Genomic DNA, 18,947 nt, shown 5'->3' with positions numbered 1-18,947 from the left:
TCCGCCCTGAAGAACTCTTCTACAGCCACATGACCACGGCGTGGCCATGGGGTTTTTCATATAGCCGGCTTCCAAACCGTGATCGATTTCGCGCCGATTCGGGACGGCTACGTCCGGCTGTCGGATCGGCTCCGTTCGGTAGCATGCGTTCGGTAGCGCTCGGCCATTGCGATCTGGACCTCCACCTGAAATGCTAGGACCTCTCGGCGGATCTCCGGGTCCGGCAGGCCGAGCGCCGAAAGCTGTTCGGCGAGCAGCCGGCACTCGATCTTCCAATACTCGACGGCGGCGCTACCATGTATCCGGTCGAGTTCCCGGGCGCAGCGCTCCACGTCGCCTAAACGCGCCGCCAGAGGAAAGGCGACAACCTCTCCGCTTTCGATCTCACTCGCACCTCGGTTCCGTCCAACGGCCATCGAATCACTCCGCATTCGCTAGAAGCCACCTCTATCGGGAAGATAGTTAACGATTCCTTCGCCCGCCGACCGGGGAACCGGCCCGGCCTCGGGATGTTCCTTTCACTTCCGGAAAAATGCGGTGTGATTTGCGTGGCGCGGCCGGGAACAATTCGCTCTGTTTGAAGTTTGGTGGTCGGATCGCGCGGAACAAGTTCCCTCTCCGCAAAGCCCCTACGGATCCGCGCGCTCCTCAAATAATAATGACATGACGCAAATGGCGGGTCCCGCCGCAATGGTGGGGCCCTTTTCCATGTTCGGTTCCTAGCTCAGCGCCGGACCGCGTGCTTCCTTTGATGTTACCGCAGCAGCCCTTGGCCCCCGTCCACCCAGACCGGACTGCCGGTCACGTGCCGCGCGCGATCCGAAACGAGGAAGCGGATGACATCGGCGACATCGCTGCTTCGGCCCGGCTTGCCACCGGTGATGGGGACCTGCCCCTTCGGCCATTCGACGGGGATTGCCGTTTCCTCTGGATGCCGCAGGCTCGTGCTTTCGTCGATGCCCGTTTCGATTTCCCCGGGGCAGACGGCGTTGACGCGGATGTGGTGCTTTGCGAGTTCCAGTGCCAGTTGCTGGACGATCGCGACCTGTGCCGCCTTCGTCGCGGTATAGGCCGTGGCGCCGGGGGTCGTGAAGGTCCGGGTGCCGTTGATCGAGGACACGACGACGATGGCGCCGCCCCCCGCCTGTTTGAGGTGGGGGACCGTCAAATGCAGGGTGAGATAGGTGCCGCGCAGATTGATGGCGATGGTCTTGTCCCACTCGAGCGGCTTCAGGTCGTCTATCGGCGCCCAGACGCCGTTGATGCCGGCATTGGCGACGACGATGTCGAGCCGGCCGAATTTAGAAACGAGGTCCCTTATCGCATTGCGCATAGGCACCTCGTCCGCAACGTCCGCTTCGAGGACAAGTGCCTGGCCCCCGGCGCCCGCGATCTCCGCGGCGACCTCATCGAGCGCCCGCCGGGTCCGCGCCAGCAACCCCACCTTGACGCCGTCGGCGGCAAGCGCCAACGCGGTCGCCTTGCCGATGCCGGATCCGGCGCCCGTCACCAAGGCAACGGGTGAGCGAGAGTCCATGGGCTATTGCTTCTTTGCGCGATCGGTCGGAATGGTCGACACGGTGACGGAAACCGGATCGCTGGCGGGGAACGTATCCTCGAGACCTTCGTCGAGCTGCTTCTCCATTTCGTCCGTATCCTTGGCGCCGCGAGCACTGCGGCGCATGTGCGGAGTATCCTGCGACTCCTCCACCGCGCTACAATCGGTATTTGCGAGCTCGCGCATGACCTCCTGCGCCCTTTCGACCGCATTCAGGCGGTTGAGGTTCGCCGCGGTGTCGTTGCGCAGAGAGACCGAAACGATCTCACCGCCTTCGCCGACGAATTCGACGGTAAAGCCCGCTCTTCCACCCTGTTCCGGTATGACCTGCGTCCCAACGAGATGCATAGGATCGCCTCCTCGTTCGCGTTCCGGCGCTTCGTTACGCCGCTCGGATTTCCGCGGCCGCGCGCTGCTCGTTAGCCAAAACGGAATGCGGCGTGTTTTGGTTCCGTCCGCTCCGGTGACCATCACTCTCGCTTGCCGCCGGCCTTCGAGCGCCGGCCAACGACCTGCGAGACTTTCTCGTGGAGCGCATGGGTGTCTTCGTCCTGAGCGTGCTGCTTGAGGATCTCCTTGATGCGCTTCAATTCCTTCTCGTCCAGCTCTTCAATGCCGACGTACTTGTTTTCCGCCGAACTCGTGAGGATGAGCTCGTCGAGCTTTGCCTGAAGCGCCTTGCCGTCGCGGTTTTGCGTGTTCTGAAGAACGAAGACCATGAGGAAGGTGACGATCGTGGTGCCCGTATTGATGACGAGCTGCCACGTCTCGGAGAAGCCGAAGAGCGGGCCCGTTAGACCCCACACCACGACTACGGTGAGCGCCAGGACGAAAATGGCGGGGCGCCCGGAATACTCCGCAACGGCGGTTGCAAATTTGCTGAATTCATTGGTCTTCTGCATTCGAGACCCCAAGGTTCGTTGATCCGCTGATCAACACGCAGGCCTGGCGAAGAGTTCCCGACTGCATGTCTCCTTAAATCGAGATCGATTTAAGGAGACATGCAGCAAGTCAAAAAGGCTGATAAGACGCGCGGCGCTGTAGGGTCTCGAACGAACAGGGGCTGCGACGGCCGATGCCGTTATTCACAGAATGACGCGTGCCTCTTTCGCTGCTGCGACAAAGGCGGCCCGCGCTACATAAGAAGGGTAATCGCGTTCGAGCGCGGCCTGGCAAACTTCGACCGCATTCTCATAGGCCTTGCCGTGGCTGATCGGCCAGTGCTTCATGAGCAGCTCCGCCGCCTGGCGCGTGTTCGACACCATGTGGATCGTCGTGTCGTTCGGCATCCGAACGGGGACGCATTCATTCCAGGGCCCGGTTTCCATCGTCCTTCACCTCCTGCTCCACGCCAGGCAGGACCGTCAGAAAGGCCTCTCGCGAAGCGGCGATGAAGGCGGCCCGCGCCTCTTCGGGCCGTTTCTTGTGTCTCAGAGCCGCATTACACGCGCGGACCGCGCAGCCGTAATAGGCGCCGTCTCTCACGGGCCATTCGCTTTGCAGGCATTTCATGGCGTCGAGCGGGCCTATAACGGTTCGGCATCTGCCGTCCAGCATGTTGACGTTCACGGGCTTGCCCCAGGGGATCTCGTACATGGCTTGCTTCCTTGCGCGGGTCCGGCATATCGCGATGCGAGGCAATGGGCGCTGTGCACAGTGCGCACCCTCGATTTGATGAACCCTATTTAGGGCGCGCCGTCCCGAAGTGAACGGTGTCGCCGGCCCCTCGCAGACCAAGCCCTCATCGCGGACCCGCCAAGGGCTTGGCGATTGGACGGCCTCGGCTGCTATTGGCTGCGGATCAAGATATGCGCCTCTTCCGCCGCCTTTATGAAGGCCCTGCGGGCCTTTTCGGTCTTGACCTTGCCTTCGAGCGCCTGGAGGCACGTCCGCTTGGCCGCGGCCAGCGCGCGTCCGTCCCGCTGCGGCCAACGCAGCAGGAGGCATTCGACAGCCTCGCGGGTACTTTTCACGTCGCGATATTTACCCGTCTCTCCGAGCTCCAGTTCGACGCTTTTATCCCACCAGAAACAGTGCATGACACTTTGCCTCGCGGGTTGTTGCCGGTCCAAAGAAACCGGCAGACCAGGGCTTTGGTTCCACCCGGAAAAGGAGAACAAAGTCGAGAACGCCACGTATGGGGTTACCCGGGACTGCATCACCGGCGGCGGCAAGAGCCCGCCGCTCAACCCTTGACGCGACGCGCGGCATTGCTAATTAAGTGGCATCCCGCTCTTGGACATCGGAACGCGGGATGAACATTGGTGCCGGGCCCCTCTGGCGAGAGTTTACGGCGCTCTCGTGATGTCGGTACCGCCAGCAAATCAAGCCGGCGGGTTAGCTACTATGAAAACTCATCTCATGCCTCACGCATGCGCCTATTCGGCTGTGCGTTTTTTTTTCGTTAGGAATCTCCCTTTTGCCAACGTTGCCACGTCGCGCGGAGGGGAGGTTCGCTCATGACCAAACCCAATTCGCAAACCACTGCGCTCAGCTATTTCAAATGGGCGTTCATCGTTACAGCGGCAGGCCTAGTGCTTGGCGCCTGGATCGGCTGGCAGTCGACCGGTACCCTCGGCGGCATGGCGACCGTCTTCTTCATCTGCACCGTGCTCGCGGTTCTCGAGATCTCGCTGTCCTTCGACAACGCGATCGTCAACGCCAACAAGCTCAAGGACATGACCCCGGTCTGGCAGGAGCGCTTTCTGACCTGGGGCATTCTCATCGCCGTCTTCGGCATGCGCATCGTCTTTCCGCTGCTGATCGTCGTCATTGCGGCAAATATCGGTCCGATCGAAGCGGTCGTTCTGGCCGCGGCGCGGCCCGAGGAATATGCGCGCATCATGAACGAGGCGCATCTGCCGATCGCCGCCTTTGGCGGAACATTCCTGATGATGGTCGGCCTCACCTACTTCTTCGACCATGAGAAGGACATTCACTGGATCGCGTGGCTGGAGCGTCGGATGTCGCGCTTTGCGACCATCAAGGGCATCGAGATCGCCTTTGTGCTTGCGCTCATCCTCGGCTTCTCGACCTTGCTCGAAGGGGAAGAAGCTGTCGTCTTCGTCCACTCCTGCGTCTACGGTCTGCTCACCTTTCTCGTCGTGGAGGTCGTCGGCGGGCTGCTCGACGCATCGCAACAGACAATGAGCGCGGCCGCGAAGGGCGGTTTCGGCGCCTTCCTCTATCTGGAGGTGCTCGACGCGAGCTTCTCCTTCGACGGCGTCATCGGCGCCTTCGCCTTGACGCAGAACCTCTTCATCATCGCCATCGGCCTCGGTATCGGTGCGATGTATGTCCGCTCCATGACGGTCATGCTCGTCGAGAAGGGGACGCTCAGCGAATACCGCTATCTGGAACATGGCGCCTTCTATGCGATCCTCATCCTGTCGGTCGTCATGTATTTTCAGACGCTGATGCACATCCCCGAAGTCATCACCGGCCTCGGCGGAGCCGCCCTCATCGGTCTGTCGCTCTGGTCCTCCATCCGCCACAACAGGCGGGAGGAAGAGGGCGTCGAAGATGACGCGCGAGGGCGGAGGCGCGTCGAAGCCTGAGCGGCAATTTCGAAACACACGACCCGGCGGTTGCTCCGCCGGGTCTTTTTTGTGCTCGCTTTTCAATATAAATAAGCGGAAACTAAAGTAATTGATCCAAGTCAATGCGATCCAGCACGATGCGGCTAACGTGAACCCGACCATGATCGGAGGCTTTCATGTTCCGCAACCTTCTTGTTCCCACCGACGGCTCTCCTCTTGCCACGCTTGCAGTGGACGCTGCCATCGCCTTTGCCAGGGAGACCGACGCCAAGATCACCGTCCTCACGGTGACGGAACCGTTCCACCTCCTCTCGGCCGACGTCGAGCAACTGGGCAGCACGCGTGAGGAGTACGAGGCGATCTCCCGCCAGCATGCTGCCGAGACGCTTGCTGCCGCACAAGTGAAGGCCGAGCGGGCTGGCGTTCCGTGCGCCACGGATCAGGTGCGCAGCCACGAAGTCTATCGTGTGATTATCAGGAAGGCCGAGGAAATCGGCGCCGACCTCATCGTCATGGCTTCACATGGACGCGGCGGCGTCGGCGCCCTGATCATCGGCAGCATCACTGCCAAGGTGCTTACCCATTCGACGATTCCCGTGCTCGTCTACAGGAAAGAATAGCCCCGCGGTCGATCGCAACCCACGCCCGATTACGTCTTGGCCTGTTCCCCAATAGCTGGCGAGGCACGCACAATCGCGGGCGAAACATCCTCTCACTCCGCTGCCGACCTTTTTCCTGCCGTGCCGGAAAAGGGCCAAAGTCTTGCGCGAAGGGGCGTGTTCCTTGTCGGGCGGGGAGCTTCCCCGGCCGGCCTGCGATGCAGAAACGACGCGGAGGAATGCTCTTGAACGCGACTGCGAACGATCTTGCGCTGATTGCGGTGATGCGCCGGTATTTCGAGCTGAAGGACGAATTGAACGCGCTTAAAGGACGGCTGGAGGCCGCCCGGAAAGACGCCGGCGACGAGATCGGCCGCTTCTACGACCCGCGCACGAACGTGCCCCACGCCGAGGATCTTTTGGCATGGCACCGGCTCAGGAAGGAAATGGAAGAATTGATGAGCCTTGCTGCGAGTTGGGGAAGGGGCGCCAACATCGAAGGCTGTGCCGTCGCAGCGGCAGCAATAGGCATGGACAGTTGGCCGGACGCGCACGTCACTGTTGAGTGATGGCATCGCCGGTCGAGCGCCGCAGCGAGCCCAAAGCTGCGGAACAGAAGCGCGCCGAAAACCCCGCCGATGACGCGCGATCGAAAGCTGGTGGCAATCACATTCTGCAAGTGATTCGACGGCGGTGGCCAACAGGAATAGTTTTGAGTACACCACTGTCTCGGCGAACAACTCTTCCGTGCTATATTCGAAAGAAACGTGGACCGGTGCGACCCAGCGGGACTCGAGGGGGAGTGCATTTTTTGATTTCTCGGCGCTTTGCCGGAACAGTGAGGGAAGGCCGTGCGGGGCCAGACGAGCCGATCGGGGGACGATAACTAGTGACTGACTTTGCAGCAACATCAAGCGGCAGGAGTGCCGATCCCGCCTCGGCCCTACGCGACTGCCGAACGGCCTTCATCGGCGTCGGCGTTGCCAGCGCGCTCGTCAACATTCTCTATCTGACCGGCTCGTTCTTCATGCTCGAGGTCTACGACCGGGTGCTGCCGAGCCGGAGCATTCCATCACTGATCGCACTTTGCCTTCTCGCGTTGCTGCTCTACAGCTTCCAGGGAGCCTTCGAGCTCATCCGCGGGCGGATGCTCGTGCGCATCGCCGGCGCCCTCGACGAGAGTTTGAGCGGGCGGATCTATCGGGCGGTCGTGAAGGCGCCCCTGAAACTGAAGATGCAGGGGGACGGGCTTCAGGCCCTGCGCGACTTCGATCAGGTTCGGGCATTCCTTTCAGGCGCCGGGCCGGCTGCGCTTTTCGACCTTCCCTGGCTGCCCTTCTATATCGCAATCTGCTTCCTGTTTCACCCGGTCATCGGCCTGGTGGCGGTCGGCGGTGGGCTCATTCTGACGCTGCTCACCTATCTCACCAATCGCGGCACACAGGCGCCTGCCAAGAAGGCTGCCGAGGCGGCCGGCCTGCGCAACGCTTTCGCCCAGTCCTCGCAGCGCAACGCCGAAGTCGTAGAGGCCATGGGCATGTCGGGGCGGCTGACCGCGCTCTGGGAGCGGCGGAATGCCGACTTCCGCGAAGAGAACCGGCGCACGTCCGATATCGGCAACGGCTACGGCGCGCTCTCCAAGGTCTTCCGCATGGCGCTGCAATCGGGCGTGCTGGCGGCGGGCGCCGTCCTCGTCATCGAGGGGCAGGCATCGCCGGGGATCATCATCGCCGGCTCGATCCTGACCGCCCGGGCGCTCGCTCCCGTCGAGCTTGCCATCGGCAACTGGCGCGGTCTCGTCTCGGCGCGCCAGAGCTGGCAACGCCTCAAAGAGATGCTCAAGGCCTTGCCGGAAGCGGAAAGGCCGCTGGCGCTGCCCAGCCCGCACGAGCGGCTCAGCGTCGAGGGATTGGCAAGCGGGCCGCCGGCGGCCCAGCGCCTCATCGTCTCCGGCGTGACTTTCACCGTGCATGCCGGCAGCGCGCTCGGCGTCATCGGCCCGAGCGCGTCGGGGAAATCGTCGCTGGCGCGCGCCATTCTCGGCGTCTGGCCCGCTTATCGCGGCTCGGTCCGGCTCGACGGTGCGGCCCTCGACCAATGGGACAATGATGCGCTCGGCAAGCACATCGGCTATCTGCCGCAGGACGTGGAGCTCTTCGCGGGAAGCGTGGCACAGAACATCTGCCGCTTCGCCGAAGATGCGACCTCGGAGGCGATTGTCGCCGCTGCCAAAGCTGCGCGCGTCAACGACATGATCCTCCGCCTTCCAAACGGCTACGACACCGAGATCGGAGAGGGCGGCATGGCGCTCTCGGCCGGCCAGCGCCAGCGTGTGGCACTCGCAAGGGCGCTTTACGGCGACCCTTTCCTCGTCGTTCTCGACGAGCCGAATTCGAACCTCGATGCGGAAGGCGAGCAGGCGCTGAACGAGGCGATCATGAATGTGCGTAGGCGCGGCGGCATCGTCGTCGTCATCGCCCACCGGCCGAGTGCGCTTACGAGCGTGGACCTCGTGCTGATGATGAATGAGGGATGTATGCAGGCCTTCGGCCCGAAGGAGGAAGTCCTCGGTAAGGTGCTTCGAGCACCGCAGGTCGAGCGACCGTCACCGTTGAAAATCGTCACGGATGGCCAGGAGGCGAAACAATGAGCGGCAGCATTCAACAATCGTCGAATGCGCGCCGTTCGCTTTCGCGCCACATGATGGGCGTCTCCGTTCTCGCGCTTGCGCTTGTCGTCGGCGTCGGCGGCTGGGCTGCGACGACGGAGCTGTCGAGCGCGATCGTCGCCGGCGGCGTCGTCGTCGTCGACGACAATGTCAAGAAAGTCCAGCATTTGACCGGCGGCATAGTCGGTGAACTCTTGGTCAAGGAGGGCGATCGGGTGGAGGCGGGCCAAGTCCTGATCCGTCTCGATGGGACCACCGTCCGCGCCAATCTCGCGATCGTAGAGAGCACCTTGGCGCAGCTTTATGCCCGCCGCGCCCGGCTACAGGCCGAGCGCATCGGCGCGGCCTCCTTCTCGATCGGCGAGGACCTCGCCAAATTCATCTCCGGCGCGGCGGCGGCGAAGCTCGTCGACGGCGAGCAGAAGCTCTTCGCAAGCCGTCGCTCGGCGCTGACCGGCATGAAGGGGCAGCTCGAATCGAGGAAGGCGCAGCTCGCCGACGAGACCGAGGGCCTCACGGTGCAATTGAAGGCGATCGAGGACGCGCTGAAGCTGATCGCGGAGGAACTGACCGGCGTCGATTCCCTTTATGGTCGGGGGCTGGTGCCGATGCAGCGGGTGACGACGCTCAAGCGCCAGCGCGCGGAGCTCGAGGGCGAGCGGGGACGGCACATCGCCTCGCGCGCCCAGGCCCGTGGCAAGTCGAGCGAGATCGACCTGCAAATCCTGCAGCTCGACGAGGACCGGCGCTCGGAGATTTCCAAGGAGCTGACGGATGTCGAGGCGAAGATCGCCGAATATGAGGAGCGCCGCACCGCCTTGACCGACCAGTTGCGCCGCCTCGACATCACCGCGCCGCTTCCCGGGCGCGTCTACCAGCTTGCGGTCCACACCATCAACGGCGTCGTCAATGCAGGCGAGACGCTGATGCTCGTCGTGCCGGAGGCCGACGATCTGACCGTCGAAGCCCGGGTGGCCACCCATGACATCGACCAGATCCGTGTCGGTCAGCCGGTCGAAATCCGCTTCAGCGCCTTCAACCAGCGCACCACGCCCGAGGTCGAGGCGGAGGTCGTGACCGTCGCTCCGGACATGGTCACCGACGAGCGCACCGGTGCCACCTATTATCCGCTGCGCATCCACCCCAAGCCGGAGAGCCTCGCCAAACTCAAGGGCCTCTCGCTCTATCCCGGCATGCCGGCCGAAGTGTTCATCAAGATCGCCGACCGCACGGTCATCTCCTACCTGACGAAGCCGCTTACCGATCAGATGCGGCACGCGTTCCGGGAGGATTGAGCAGCGCGCCGCTGGAGCGGCGCGATAGATATCAGCGAAAGAAATAGGCCTGGACCGTGGCGTGGTCTGCGCCCGTTTCTCTTTGTAAATTCGCATGATGAGGGGGCCCTTCGGCGCGGGTGTTTTCACATGCGGGTCGCTTAAGGCGTCGTGTGAGGACCGCCACGGTTGGGGTGTGAGATCGCGGGAAGTGGAATTGATACGCGCTCTGCGGAGCGGGAAAGCCGTCTGAGCGAATCGATCCAATCTCCCTCATCCGGCCTGCCGGCCACATTCTCCCGGCACCCCTCTCGCCCCGCATTGGCCGCGTGGGGCAACGAGCATGCGTCAGCAATTCAAAGTGCTACAGCGTCCATTGTGCATCTGAAAGACGCACGGCGCTGTAGAGTGAGGGGCAGACGCTTATGTAACACGTTGACATCCCGCGTTTTGCCACATCGGCGTCGTTCCGGGACCATAACAGCAGAAAGCCCGCCCCGCTTTCGCGGGACGGGCGTTCTCTTTCGAGATACTCTCTCAGACGAACGAGAAGTCGCTGGTTGAGAGTGTCTTGACGTTCTGCAGGATCGCGACGAGCTCCAGGTCGGCTGCGCTGCCGTTGCCATCGGCATCGTACCAGAGGCGGCCGTTGTCCGTTTCGAACAGGAAGGTGCCCTTGGCGCTGGTGGCGGCCGGATCGGTGCCGGTTACCAGAGTCACGGTCGTGTCGCCGGCGGCGATATTGTAGGCGCCTTTGCTGATGACGAGCTTGTCCTGGCCGCGGACGAAGTCGGTGATGACGTCGCCCTCGGCGTCGCGGCCCTCGAGATCGAAGACGAAGCGGTCGTTGCCAGCCCCACCGGTGAGCCAGTCGTCGCCTGCGCCGCCGATCAGCATGTCGTTGCCATCGCGACCATCAAGGATGTCGTCGGCGCCCTTGCCGTAAAGGGTATTGGCAGTCGCATCTCCTCGGATTTCATCGTCGGCTGTGCTGCCGATGATCGTTTCGAAGTTCTTCACGGTGAGGCCGAGCGCCAGTCCCTTGTTCTTAGCCTGGCTCTGCAGGTCGAGAACAACCGATGTGGCCCCGTCCACGAAACTCAGCGTGTCGACGCCGAGGCCGCCGTCGAAGACATCCTTGCCGGAATGGACCGTGCGGGTCAGCGTGTCGTTGCCGGCGTCGCCGAAGAGCTGGTCGTCGCCGGCACCGTCCCTGAGCACGTCGTTGCCATTGCCGCCCCTGAGAATGTCATTGCCGGACATGCCGTCCAAACGATCGTTCAGGGCACCGCCGGCGACCGTGTCCTTGCCCTTGCTGCCCGTATATTCGAGCGCTTCGAAGGCATTGAAGGAGGTCGTCGTATCGACGTTCACCGTGCCGGTCGAGAAGTTGAAGGTGATGTCCTTCGTCTGCTCGGCGACATTGAGGTTCAGCACGTCGGTGCCGGTGCCGCCGTCGGATCTGTCACCGATGCCGGAGAAGACCTTGTCATTACCGTCCTCGGCATAGATCGTATCGCGGCCACCCGTGGTGCCGGCGCTGTCACCGTAGATGGTGTCGTTGCCGGCGCCGCCCCGAAGCGTGTCGCCGCCGGCGTCGCCGGAGACGAAATCGTTGCCCGCACCGGCGCTCAGGTTATCATTGCCGGCACCGCCGCGCAGCTGGTCGTCGAGGCCGCCGCCGCCGAAGAGGTCGTTACCGGTCCCGCCGATGAGCGCCACCCGCTCGACATTCTTCACCGTGACAGCGTTGGTCGCAGTAACCGTCGGCGCGAGCTTGAAGGTGATGCCCGCCGTGTATTTTCTGAAGTCGATGGCGGCGAAGTCGGTGCCGGTGCCGCCGTCGACGACGAGCGTTCCCGTCGAGGCCGTGCGGGTGAAGCTGTCATTGCCGGTCCCGAGGTCCACCGTGTTGTTCGCCGTTGCGGCGCCATCCCCGACCGTGACAACGTCATTGCCGTCGCCGGCATTGATGGAGTTCTTGCCGCCGAAATCGCGGATCACGTCGTTGCCCGCGCCCGAGTTCAGCGTGTCGCTGCCTTCGCCGCCATCGAGCAGGTCATTGCCGGCGGTCCCGATCAGCGTGTCGTTACCGCCATAGCCGTAGAAGTGGACGCTCAAGGCCGAGCCGACCGATTTCACCACGTCGTTGCCCGAACCGAACGAGACACGATAATGCTCGAAATTCGTGAGGCTCGTGCCGTCGGAAAGCGTCGCAGTGCTGCCGGTGGCAGAAAAGCTCTGCGCGGTGGTCAGCGAACGGCGGTCGACGATCACCGTATCCGTGCCGGTGCCGCCATCGCCCTTGTCGGCACCGCCGTCGCCGAGCGTGACCTGATCATTGCCGATGCCGCCGCCGACGTTGTCGCGGCCGATGCCGGCATTGAGCGTGTCGTTGCCCGCGCCGCCATCGATGATGTCGTCGCCGCCGGCCGCATCCACGTGGTCGTTGCCCGCGCCAGTGACGATCCTGTTGGCGGTCGAGCCCGCCGCATAGATCGAATAATGCTCGATGCCCGAGAAGGTGGTCCCGCCGGCGAGCGTGTTAACGTCGGCCGGCGCCTTTGCCGTGAAGTTGCCGGTGAAGTTGCGGACGATAAGTCGGTCGCTGCCGCTCGTATCGGTGATCGTGTCCTTACCCTCGCCGTAGACATAAGTGATGGTGTCGTTGCCCGCCCCGCCGTCGATCCGGTCGTCGCCGATGCCGCCGTCGAGCGTATCGTCGCCGGCATCGCCGGCGAGGTTATCGGCACCCGCGCCGCCGGTCAGCGCGTCGTTGTCGTTGCCGCCATAGACCTTGTCGTCGCCGTCGCCGCCGCTCAGGAAGTCGGCGCCGGCATCGCCGGTGATCGTATCGATGCCAGCGTCACCATTAATGAGGTCGAAGCCGTAGCCGCCGTTCAGCGTGTCGTTGCCGTCTCCTCCCTGGAGCAGGTCATGGCCGCGGCCGCCCGACAGCCTGTCTGCGCCCATGCCGCCCATCAGCATGTCGGAATAATTGCCACCGGTGATGATGTCGGCGAAATCCGTGCCCGTGATGCTGAAGGCCTCCACGTTCGTCAACTGAATGCCGCCGGTCAGCGTCTGCGGCGAGATCCAGTCCTTGATGGCGATGTTGAGGCCGGCGGTGTTCGCGGAGTAATCGAGCATCGCCATGTCCGTGCCGGAGCCGCCGTTGACGATATCGCCGGACATGTCTTCGAGGTCGGAGATGATGAAGTCGCGGCCGCTGCCCCCATTGATTGTGTCCTCGCCCACACCTCCTTGGAGACTGTCACTGCCGCTGTTGCCGTTCAGCGTATCGTGGCCGTCACCACCTGACAGATTGTCGCTCTGGAATGAGCCGTTGAGGATATCATTGCCCTCATCGCCCATCAGCATATCGCTTCCCATGCCGCCGTTCAGCGCGTCGTCGCCGGCGAGCGCCATGATGAAGTCATTCTCGAGATCGCTGCCGGTCAAGACGTCGCTGCCGGCCGTTCCGATAATATTTGCCATATAGTTGTCCTTGTTGAAGTTGCATCGGGACATGCATTGCCTCGCGCCGAAGCGGTGCGTCGGCGGTAGGTCGATTGAAGTTCGAAGAGGCGCCTTGAGGACCTCGTCCGCTCGATGCGAACGACTGGCGCCGATTGGATCAGAAGACGTGTCGTAGCAAAGGTTGGCCCCCGAACCGTTTCCTTCATGCGGTTGCATGAGGGAGAGAACGGTCCCTGCCGCTCTCGTCTGCATATATCGACGACTCTAAACGCAAGCCGTGTATCCGCGGGAACAGTCAATTATTCGGATATACGTAAGCGATGGCTACCTATGATTGCGCTCCGCATGGAACGAGCTGCGACGCGCCGGTCGTCCGGAGCGCGCGGATTTCGGGCGCCGACGAGACGGGCGCCGGCGTAGGGTGCAGCGGACGCGCCCGCGGGCGGATTCCGCACATTATCGCGCTTTAAATCCGCCCGAGGCATTTTCGTGATTGGACTTCGCGACTGGTTGGAGTCACGTTTATAGGGCCGATGAGGTGGAAATGGGGGACCAACTATCGTCAGAGTAGGAGGTCACAATGAAGCATCAAGCAATCGAGCAGCTACAGGGCGTCGCCGAGGTCAAACAGGACTTTCCACGCCGGACGCTATCGCGCACGGAGCGCCTACAACGTTGGGCGGAACTCCTGGAGCGGGATCCTCACAGACGCCTTTCGACGCTGCACGAGACTGAGTATCAGCCGGCGAGAGTCCGGGCCGCCATGCGTGGCGACGGTTCGCCAATCTCCGTAGCGTTCGATGATCCCGTCTTGCGGACCGCCGGAATGGAGAACGACAGCTACGGCGAAGCGAAGCGGTTCTTCGAGCTGAGTGACGAGCAATTGCACAAGGTCATCTGCTATTGCCATTTCGGCGCGACGGTCAGCGCATCGACGGCCGCCCGCCACATCCGCGCGCTGCTGGTCGAGAAACAGCCAACCATGTTTGCTCGGCTGCGCCAGATGTTCTTCGGCTAAGGCAGACGATTTGACAGGACCGCGCGAAGCGGCCGCCCGAGGAGGCGGGTCGCGAGGTGGACGTTTGCGACTCGTTGATCCGCGGCGCTCCCATCGCCTCCATGTCCGGGGCGGACGTTTCGATGCGATGATTCGGCGTCCTCGTTCACGAGGCGCGTTGTGGACTGCTTGCATTATCTTGTCCTCTGGCAGCAGAGTGGGACGGGCAAAATTGCGCGGTTTCCGGCAAGGCCGGAGACCGCGCATTTTTTGAACGCAGCTGCCCGGACGGCGAAACGCCAACCGGCTACCGCATGTTTCCTTGAACCGACTACGACTTAAGAAACATGCAGTTAGGTCGTTTTTGCACGACTTCGCATGGAAAACGGGTTGAATTCCAAGCCCGGGCGCACGATTTTCCCATGTGCTGCAATCGTAAAGTGCTACAGCGATCTTCGTGCTTCTGATCGAAGCGCTGTGGGAGGCCGGCCATGCATCACTACCACATCTTCGAAACTGCGGCTGGATACTGCGGAATCGCCTGGCGCGATGCCGGCATCACGCGCTTCCAATTGCCGACGACAAGTGCCGCGGCCACGGAGCGGCTGCTCTTGCGGCGTCTGCCGGAGGCCGAGCCTCGGGAGCCTCCGCCGACCGTCGAAGAGGCGGTTGCCGCCGTGGAGCGCTATTTTGAGGGAGAGGAGACGGATTTTTCCGGCTTCGAACTCGATCTTGCGGGACAGGATGCTTTCTTCAGGCAGATCTATGCCGCCGCGCGGAGGATTCCCTGGGGCCGAACGACGACCTACGGCGCACTGGCGAAGGAACTTGGTGCGGGGCCGGAGGCGGCGCGGGACGTAGGCCAGGCGATGGCGAAGAATCCAGTGGCGCTGATCATTCCCTGTCATCGGGTGCTCGCAGCCGGCGGCAAGATCGGCGGCTTTTCGGCTCCGGGCGGTTCGTCGGCGAAGATGCGCATGCTCGAACTGGAGGGCGTGCGTGTCGGGCCGCCGGAACCGGCGCAGCAATCCTTGGGATTTTGAACAATGACCATGATGAAAACGGGCGGCGCGGAGGCCGCAATCCAGCCCCTGCCAGAGGCGCGTTCAGGTCCGCTTCGCGACGGTGACGGGAGATGGCCGGAGCGGCGACGCAGGGTCCTCGACTGGCTCGTTCTCGAGACACGGGGCGAGCGTTTCATCGACAACATCTTCGTGGAAATGTGCCGCAGATTGGCGGAAGCGGGCATGCCGGTCGCCCGTGCGACGCTCCATTTCCGGATTCATCACCCGCAGTGGATTGGCGCACGCATCCTCTGGCGAAAAGAGCTGACGGAGGCGGAGATCGACACTTACGCCTATGGGGTCGAAGACACTACCCAATACCTGAATAGTCCCTTGCACGAATTCAACAACGGCGCAGACGAGGTGCGCTGCCATCTCGATGACCCCACGGCCGATGGTCCGGATTACCCACTCTATGATGAACTGCGGGCCGAAGGCCTTACCGACTATGTCATCTGGCCGCTCCATCATACGCTCGGCAAGCGTCACGCGATCACCTTTGCGAGCGACCGGCCGGGTGGCTTCAGCCCCGATGATGTGGCGTTCCTGAAGGACATTCTGCCGGCACTGGCGCTCGTCAGCGAGATCAGACTGAAGAACCGGCTCGCCCGAACGCTTCTCGAAACCTATGTCGGACCGCATGCGAGCGAGCAGATCCTGGCCGGTGCGACCACTCGCGGCAGTGGCGTGACGGTCGGGGCGGCGATCCTGATCTGCGATCTTCGCGACTTCACGAAATTGTCGGACCTCTGGCCCCGCGACGACGTCATCGAGCTGCTGAACGGCTATTTCGACGCCATGGCCGAGCCGATCGAGCGGCATGGCGGCGAAATCCTCAAGTTCATGGGGGACGGGTTGCTGGCGATTTTTCCGCTCAGCGATCCGTGCGCCTGCAGCAATCTTCTCGGCGCCATCGACGAGGCGCAGGCCGCCTTGTCCAAGCTCAACGAGGACAACCTTCGCAAGGGCCACGACCCTCTCGGCTACGGCATCGGCGTCCATGTGGGTGATGTCATGTACGGCAATATCGGCTCGCGCAAACGCCTGGATTTCACCGTCATCGGACCGGCGGTCAACATCGCCTCGCGCCTTGAAGGTTTGACCAAGGAGCTCAAGCGGCCGGTGCTCCTCTCACGAGCCTTCGTGGAAAAGGCGGGATGCGCGGCAAAGCTGGAAAATCTTGGTTCCTATCCGTTGAGAGGGCTCGACGGAGAGATCGACATTTTTGCCTTCTCAGGAAGAAAACGGAGCTAGGCGCCGGGCTCATCCGGCCTCCTGCCATTTCTCGGCTCGCCGCATGCCTTGCCGCACCGATGCAACCTCTTACTCCGTCCGGGTTATTTATTTTCCCGTTGGGGATGCAGTACTATGGCAATGCAATCGTCAACGTGACGGGCGTAAGGCCGGATGCTTCGGAAGCGGAGTTTGCAACACAGACACGACTGGGCCGCGACACGGCGCGAGCAAAGGGAATCCGCCGAGGCCTTTGCCCGGCGGCTTTCCGAAATCATCGGCGCACCTCATTTTACGCTGCGGCATGCACAGTCTCTTTATAGAACCGCAGAGCAACTGGCCTCTCAAGTAGATCGAACCGCTCTACAAATGAAACTTGCCAATGCCGACGCGATTTGTTGACGGCAAGCGAAGCCTTGCAGGATCTCTGGGCCGAGTTGTGCCTCACCTCGTTTGATGCGATGCGGGAGGCACAGAGGCGGCAAGCGTAGGCGCCCTGCAGAGGGACACCATCGTCACTTCATCGTGTAGACATCGATGGTGAAGTACTTGTCGTTGATCTTCTTGTAGGTTCCGTCGGAACGGATTTCGGCGAGTGCCCTGTTCAGCTTCTCGCGCAGGTCGTTGTTCTCCTGGCGGACCGCAATGCCGACGCCATCGCCGACGAACTTCTTGTCTGTAATCGGCTCGCCGATAAGTTCGCAGCAGCCCTTGCCGTCGTCGTTCTTCGTCACCCAATCGAGCATCGGCAGCATGTCGCCGACCTGCAGGTCGAGCCGGCCGTTGACCATATCGAGATTGGCCTCGTCCTGAGTGGGATAGAGCTTGATCTCCGCATCGGGATAAAGGGCGGCGATATAGTCCGCCTGGGTGGTGCCGGACTGGGCACCGATTACCTTGCCCTTCAGCGCTTCGTTGCTGAACTCGGTAAGTCCCGCACCCTTCGGCGCCACATGTGTCATTGCGGCGAGATAGTAGGGCTCGGTGAAGGCCACCTGCTTCTTGCGCTCCTCGGTGATGAACATCGAGGCGATGATCATGTCGTATTTCTTCGCGAGCAGACCGGGGATGATGCCGTCCCAATCCTGGGCGACGACCTCGCACTCGACCTTCATGCGCTCGCAGAGCGCTAAGCCGATCTCGACGTCGAAGCCGCCGATCTTGCCGGTCGAATCGACGAAGTTGAAGGGCGGATAGGCGCCCTCGGTGCCGATCTTCAGCGTCGCGGCGGCCGCAACCGTTGACGAGAGCAGTGCCGCACAGACGAGCGCCAGCGGCAGGATCCGGTTTCGCATGTTCGTTCCCCTTGTATCTACGCCTTTGTCGGCGTTTCGGAGAAACTTTACGGGCAGACTTCACATAAGCGAAATCGATAGGTGCGATAATCGGTATTGTTTCTGTTGATCTCTGCGCCGGTGCCTATATCAACCGCCCTGTCGCTTGAGCTGTTGCTCGCGGAAGAAGATGAAGAGGCCGGAGGCGACGATGAGGCCGGCGCCGAGCACCATCGACAGCCGGGGCGTGTCGCCGAAGATCAGCCAGCCGAAGACGATCGCCCAGAAGAGGAGCGTGTACTGCAGCGGCGCGACCGTTGCGGCGTCGGCGAGCTTGAGCGCTCGGTTGACGAGGACGTGGGCGAGCATGGCGACAACGCCGAGAAGGCCGAGCAGCGCCGTGTCGAGCGGTTTGAGCGGCGTCCAGTCAAAGGGCGCCCATACCAGGCCGGCCGCCGCCGCGCCGACGATCTGCCAGAAGGCGAGCGTCGTGTCCGGGGTGCCGCGCAGCGAACGACCGGAAATCATCATGAAGGCGAAGCACATGCTGCCGAGAATCGAGATCAGGGCAGGCACGGTGAAGGCTTGGGAGGACGGTTCGAGCGCGATGAGGACACCGACGAAGCCGATGGCGATCGCGCTCCAGCGCCGCCAGCCTACCGGCTCCCGGAGGACCAATGGCGAAACCGCCGCGACATAGATCGGCGCCGCCAGCCAATAGGTCATGACGTCCGCGAGCGGCAGGTAGACGACGGCGAAATAGAACGAGACGACCTCCGCCGTCGAGGCGACGACGCGGGCAAACTGAAGGCCGGGCCGCTCGAGGGCGAAAAGCTTTTGCGCGCCGTTGAGCCAGAGAAAGGGGGCGAGCAGGAGGGCGGCGGCGAGGCTGCGGATCAGCACCACCTGGCCGACCGAGTAGGTGGCGACCAGCCACTTGCCCATGACGTCGTTCAGTGAAAACATCAGCATGCCGATGAGCATGATCATGACGCCGGCACGGGCGGCGCCTGGCTGATGAACAAGGGTGCCGGGGACGCTGTCGACGGCCATGAGCGCATTCCTCCTGAACGGGGATGAGGAGCGTGCGGGCAGCTTCCGCCCCGCTTCCCCCGATCTCCGCCTTTGGCATATTCGCGCTCGGCGATCCATGCTCGATCGCTGATCGATTCATCACGATTGCGAATGGCCGCAAACCGCGCCGCTTGCCTGCGGCGAGACGGGCGAGCCTTTGGCCCGTTCGATGCCGGAGACGATGGAG

Annotated in this window: 18 protein-coding genes; 8 read left to right on the top strand and 10 right to left on the bottom strand. The window is 62.6% G+C overall.

Annotated features, from left to right (window positions below; translation table 11 throughout):
* Window positions 1-107: 107 nt before the first annotated feature.
* From M728_RS23375 to M728_RS23345, 7 genes are all read right to left on the bottom strand, one after another.
* On the bottom strand, window positions 108-416 hold the full coding sequence (locus tag M728_RS23375) for a DUF6074 family protein (RefSeq protein ID WP_026620762.1): 309 nt from the start codon (window positions 414-416) through the stop codon (window positions 108-110).
* A gap of 338 nt (window positions 417-754) precedes the next feature.
* Complete coding sequence (locus M728_RS23370) at window positions 755-1,537, bottom strand: SDR family NAD(P)-dependent oxidoreductase (RefSeq protein WP_026620761.1); 783 nt, start codon at window positions 1,535-1,537, stop codon at window positions 755-757.
* A gap of 3 nt (window positions 1,538-1,540) precedes the next feature.
* The gene (locus M728_RS23365; RefSeq protein WP_026620760.1) at window positions 1,541-1,906 is read right to left on the bottom strand and encodes a hypothetical protein; all 366 of its coding nucleotides are present in this window, start codon (window positions 1,904-1,906) and stop codon (window positions 1,541-1,543) included.
* A gap of 122 nt (window positions 1,907-2,028) precedes the next feature.
* Window positions 2,029-2,460: a low affinity iron permease family protein gene (locus tag M728_RS23360; RefSeq protein ID WP_026620759.1), complete on the bottom strand. Its 432-nt coding sequence runs from the start codon at window positions 2,458-2,460 to the stop codon at window positions 2,029-2,031.
* Between the two features lie 183 nt (window positions 2,461-2,643).
* A complete protein-coding gene (locus M728_RS23355) occupies window positions 2,644-2,886 on the bottom strand; it encodes a DUF982 domain-containing protein (protein WP_026620758.1) in 243 nt (80 codons plus the stop codon).
* Window positions 2,864-3,154, bottom strand: coding sequence for a DUF982 domain-containing protein (locus M728_RS23350; RefSeq protein ID WP_026620757.1), 291 nt, complete (start codon window positions 3,152-3,154; stop codon window positions 2,864-2,866). The genes M728_RS23355 and M728_RS23350 overlap by 23 nt, the downstream gene beginning before the upstream one ends.
* 191 nt (window positions 3,155-3,345) lie before the next feature.
* Entirely contained in the window at window positions 3,346-3,597 is a 252-nt protein-coding gene (locus tag M728_RS23345) for a DUF982 domain-containing protein (protein WP_026614620.1), read from the bottom strand.
* 420 nt (window positions 3,598-4,017) lie between these two features.
* Here M728_RS23345 and M728_RS23340 point away from each other — a divergent pair, with 420 nt between their 5' ends.
* The 5 genes from M728_RS23340 to M728_RS23320 all read left to right on the top strand — a co-directional run bounded on the left by M728_RS23340 (window position 4,018) and on the right by M728_RS23320 (window position 9,659).
* Window positions 4,018-5,115, top strand: a complete 1,098-nt coding sequence (locus M728_RS23340; protein ID WP_026620756.1) for a DUF475 domain-containing protein — start codon at window positions 4,018-4,020, stop codon at window positions 5,113-5,115.
* Between the two features lie 158 nt (window positions 5,116-5,273).
* Complete coding sequence (locus tag M728_RS23335; protein ID WP_026620755.1) at window positions 5,274-5,717, top strand: universal stress protein; 444 nt, start codon at window positions 5,274-5,276, stop codon at window positions 5,715-5,717.
* A 218-nt stretch (window positions 5,718-5,935) separates the two neighbouring features.
* A complete protein-coding gene (locus tag M728_RS23330; RefSeq protein WP_034883617.1) occupies window positions 5,936-6,265 on the top strand; it encodes a hypothetical protein in 330 nt (109 codons plus the stop codon).
* A 320-nt stretch (window positions 6,266-6,585) separates the two neighbouring features.
* The gene (locus tag M728_RS23325; protein WP_026620753.1) at window positions 6,586-8,346 is read left to right on the top strand and encodes a type I secretion system permease/ATPase; all 1,761 of its coding nucleotides are present in this window, start codon (window positions 6,586-6,588) and stop codon (window positions 8,344-8,346) included.
* Window positions 8,343-9,659 carry an HlyD family type I secretion periplasmic adaptor subunit gene (locus M728_RS23320; RefSeq protein WP_026620752.1) on the top strand — a complete coding sequence of 439 codons (1,317 nt, stop codon included), beginning with the start codon at window positions 8,343-8,345 and terminating at the stop codon, window positions 9,657-9,659. The genes M728_RS23325 and M728_RS23320 overlap by 4 nt, the downstream gene beginning before the upstream one ends.
* 516 nt (window positions 9,660-10,175) lie before the next feature.
* Here M728_RS23320 and M728_RS23315 read toward each other — a convergent pair.
* Window positions 10,176-13,136, bottom strand: a complete 2,961-nt coding sequence (locus tag M728_RS23315) for a calcium-binding protein (RefSeq protein WP_026620751.1) — start codon at window positions 13,134-13,136, stop codon at window positions 10,176-10,178.
* Window positions 13,137-13,698: 562 nt separating this feature from the next.
* On the opposite strand from M728_RS23315, the gene M728_RS23310 reads away from it, so the two are divergent.
* The 3 genes from M728_RS23310 to M728_RS23300 all read left to right on the top strand — a co-directional run bounded on the left by M728_RS23310 (window position 13,699) and on the right by M728_RS23300 (window position 16,433).
* A complete protein-coding gene (locus tag M728_RS23310) occupies window positions 13,699-14,136 on the top strand; it encodes a hypothetical protein (protein ID WP_026614615.1) in 438 nt (145 codons plus the stop codon).
* 470 nt (window positions 14,137-14,606) lie between these two features.
* On the top strand, window positions 14,607-15,158 hold the full coding sequence (locus M728_RS23305) for a methylated-DNA--[protein]-cysteine S-methyltransferase (RefSeq protein WP_026620750.1): 552 nt from the start codon (window positions 14,607-14,609) through the stop codon (window positions 15,156-15,158).
* A 3-nt stretch (window positions 15,159-15,161) separates the two neighbouring features.
* Window positions 15,162-16,433, top strand: a complete 1,272-nt coding sequence (locus M728_RS23300; RefSeq protein WP_084044483.1) for an adenylate/guanylate cyclase domain-containing protein — start codon at window positions 15,162-15,164, stop codon at window positions 16,431-16,433.
* A gap of 494 nt (window positions 16,434-16,927) precedes the next feature.
* On the opposite strand, the gene M728_RS23295 is transcribed toward M728_RS23300, so the two are convergent.
* Both M728_RS23295 and M728_RS23290 read right to left on the bottom strand, forming a co-directional pair.
* A complete protein-coding gene (locus M728_RS23295; RefSeq protein ID WP_026620748.1) occupies window positions 16,928-17,707 on the bottom strand; it encodes an ABC transporter substrate-binding protein in 780 nt (259 codons plus the stop codon).
* A gap of 129 nt (window positions 17,708-17,836) precedes the next feature.
* Entirely contained in the window at window positions 17,837-18,739 is a 903-nt protein-coding gene (locus M728_RS23290; RefSeq protein WP_026620747.1) for a DMT family transporter, read from the bottom strand.
* Window positions 18,740-18,947 lie beyond the last annotated feature (208 nt).

The sequence above is a fragment of the Ensifer sp. WSM1721 genome, assembly GCF_000513895.2.
Lineage (GTDB): Bacteria > Pseudomonadota > Alphaproteobacteria > Rhizobiales > Rhizobiaceae > Sinorhizobium.
The sequence above is the reverse complement of the archived record's forward strand: the minus strand, read 5'-3'. Positions and strand labels throughout refer to the sequence as shown.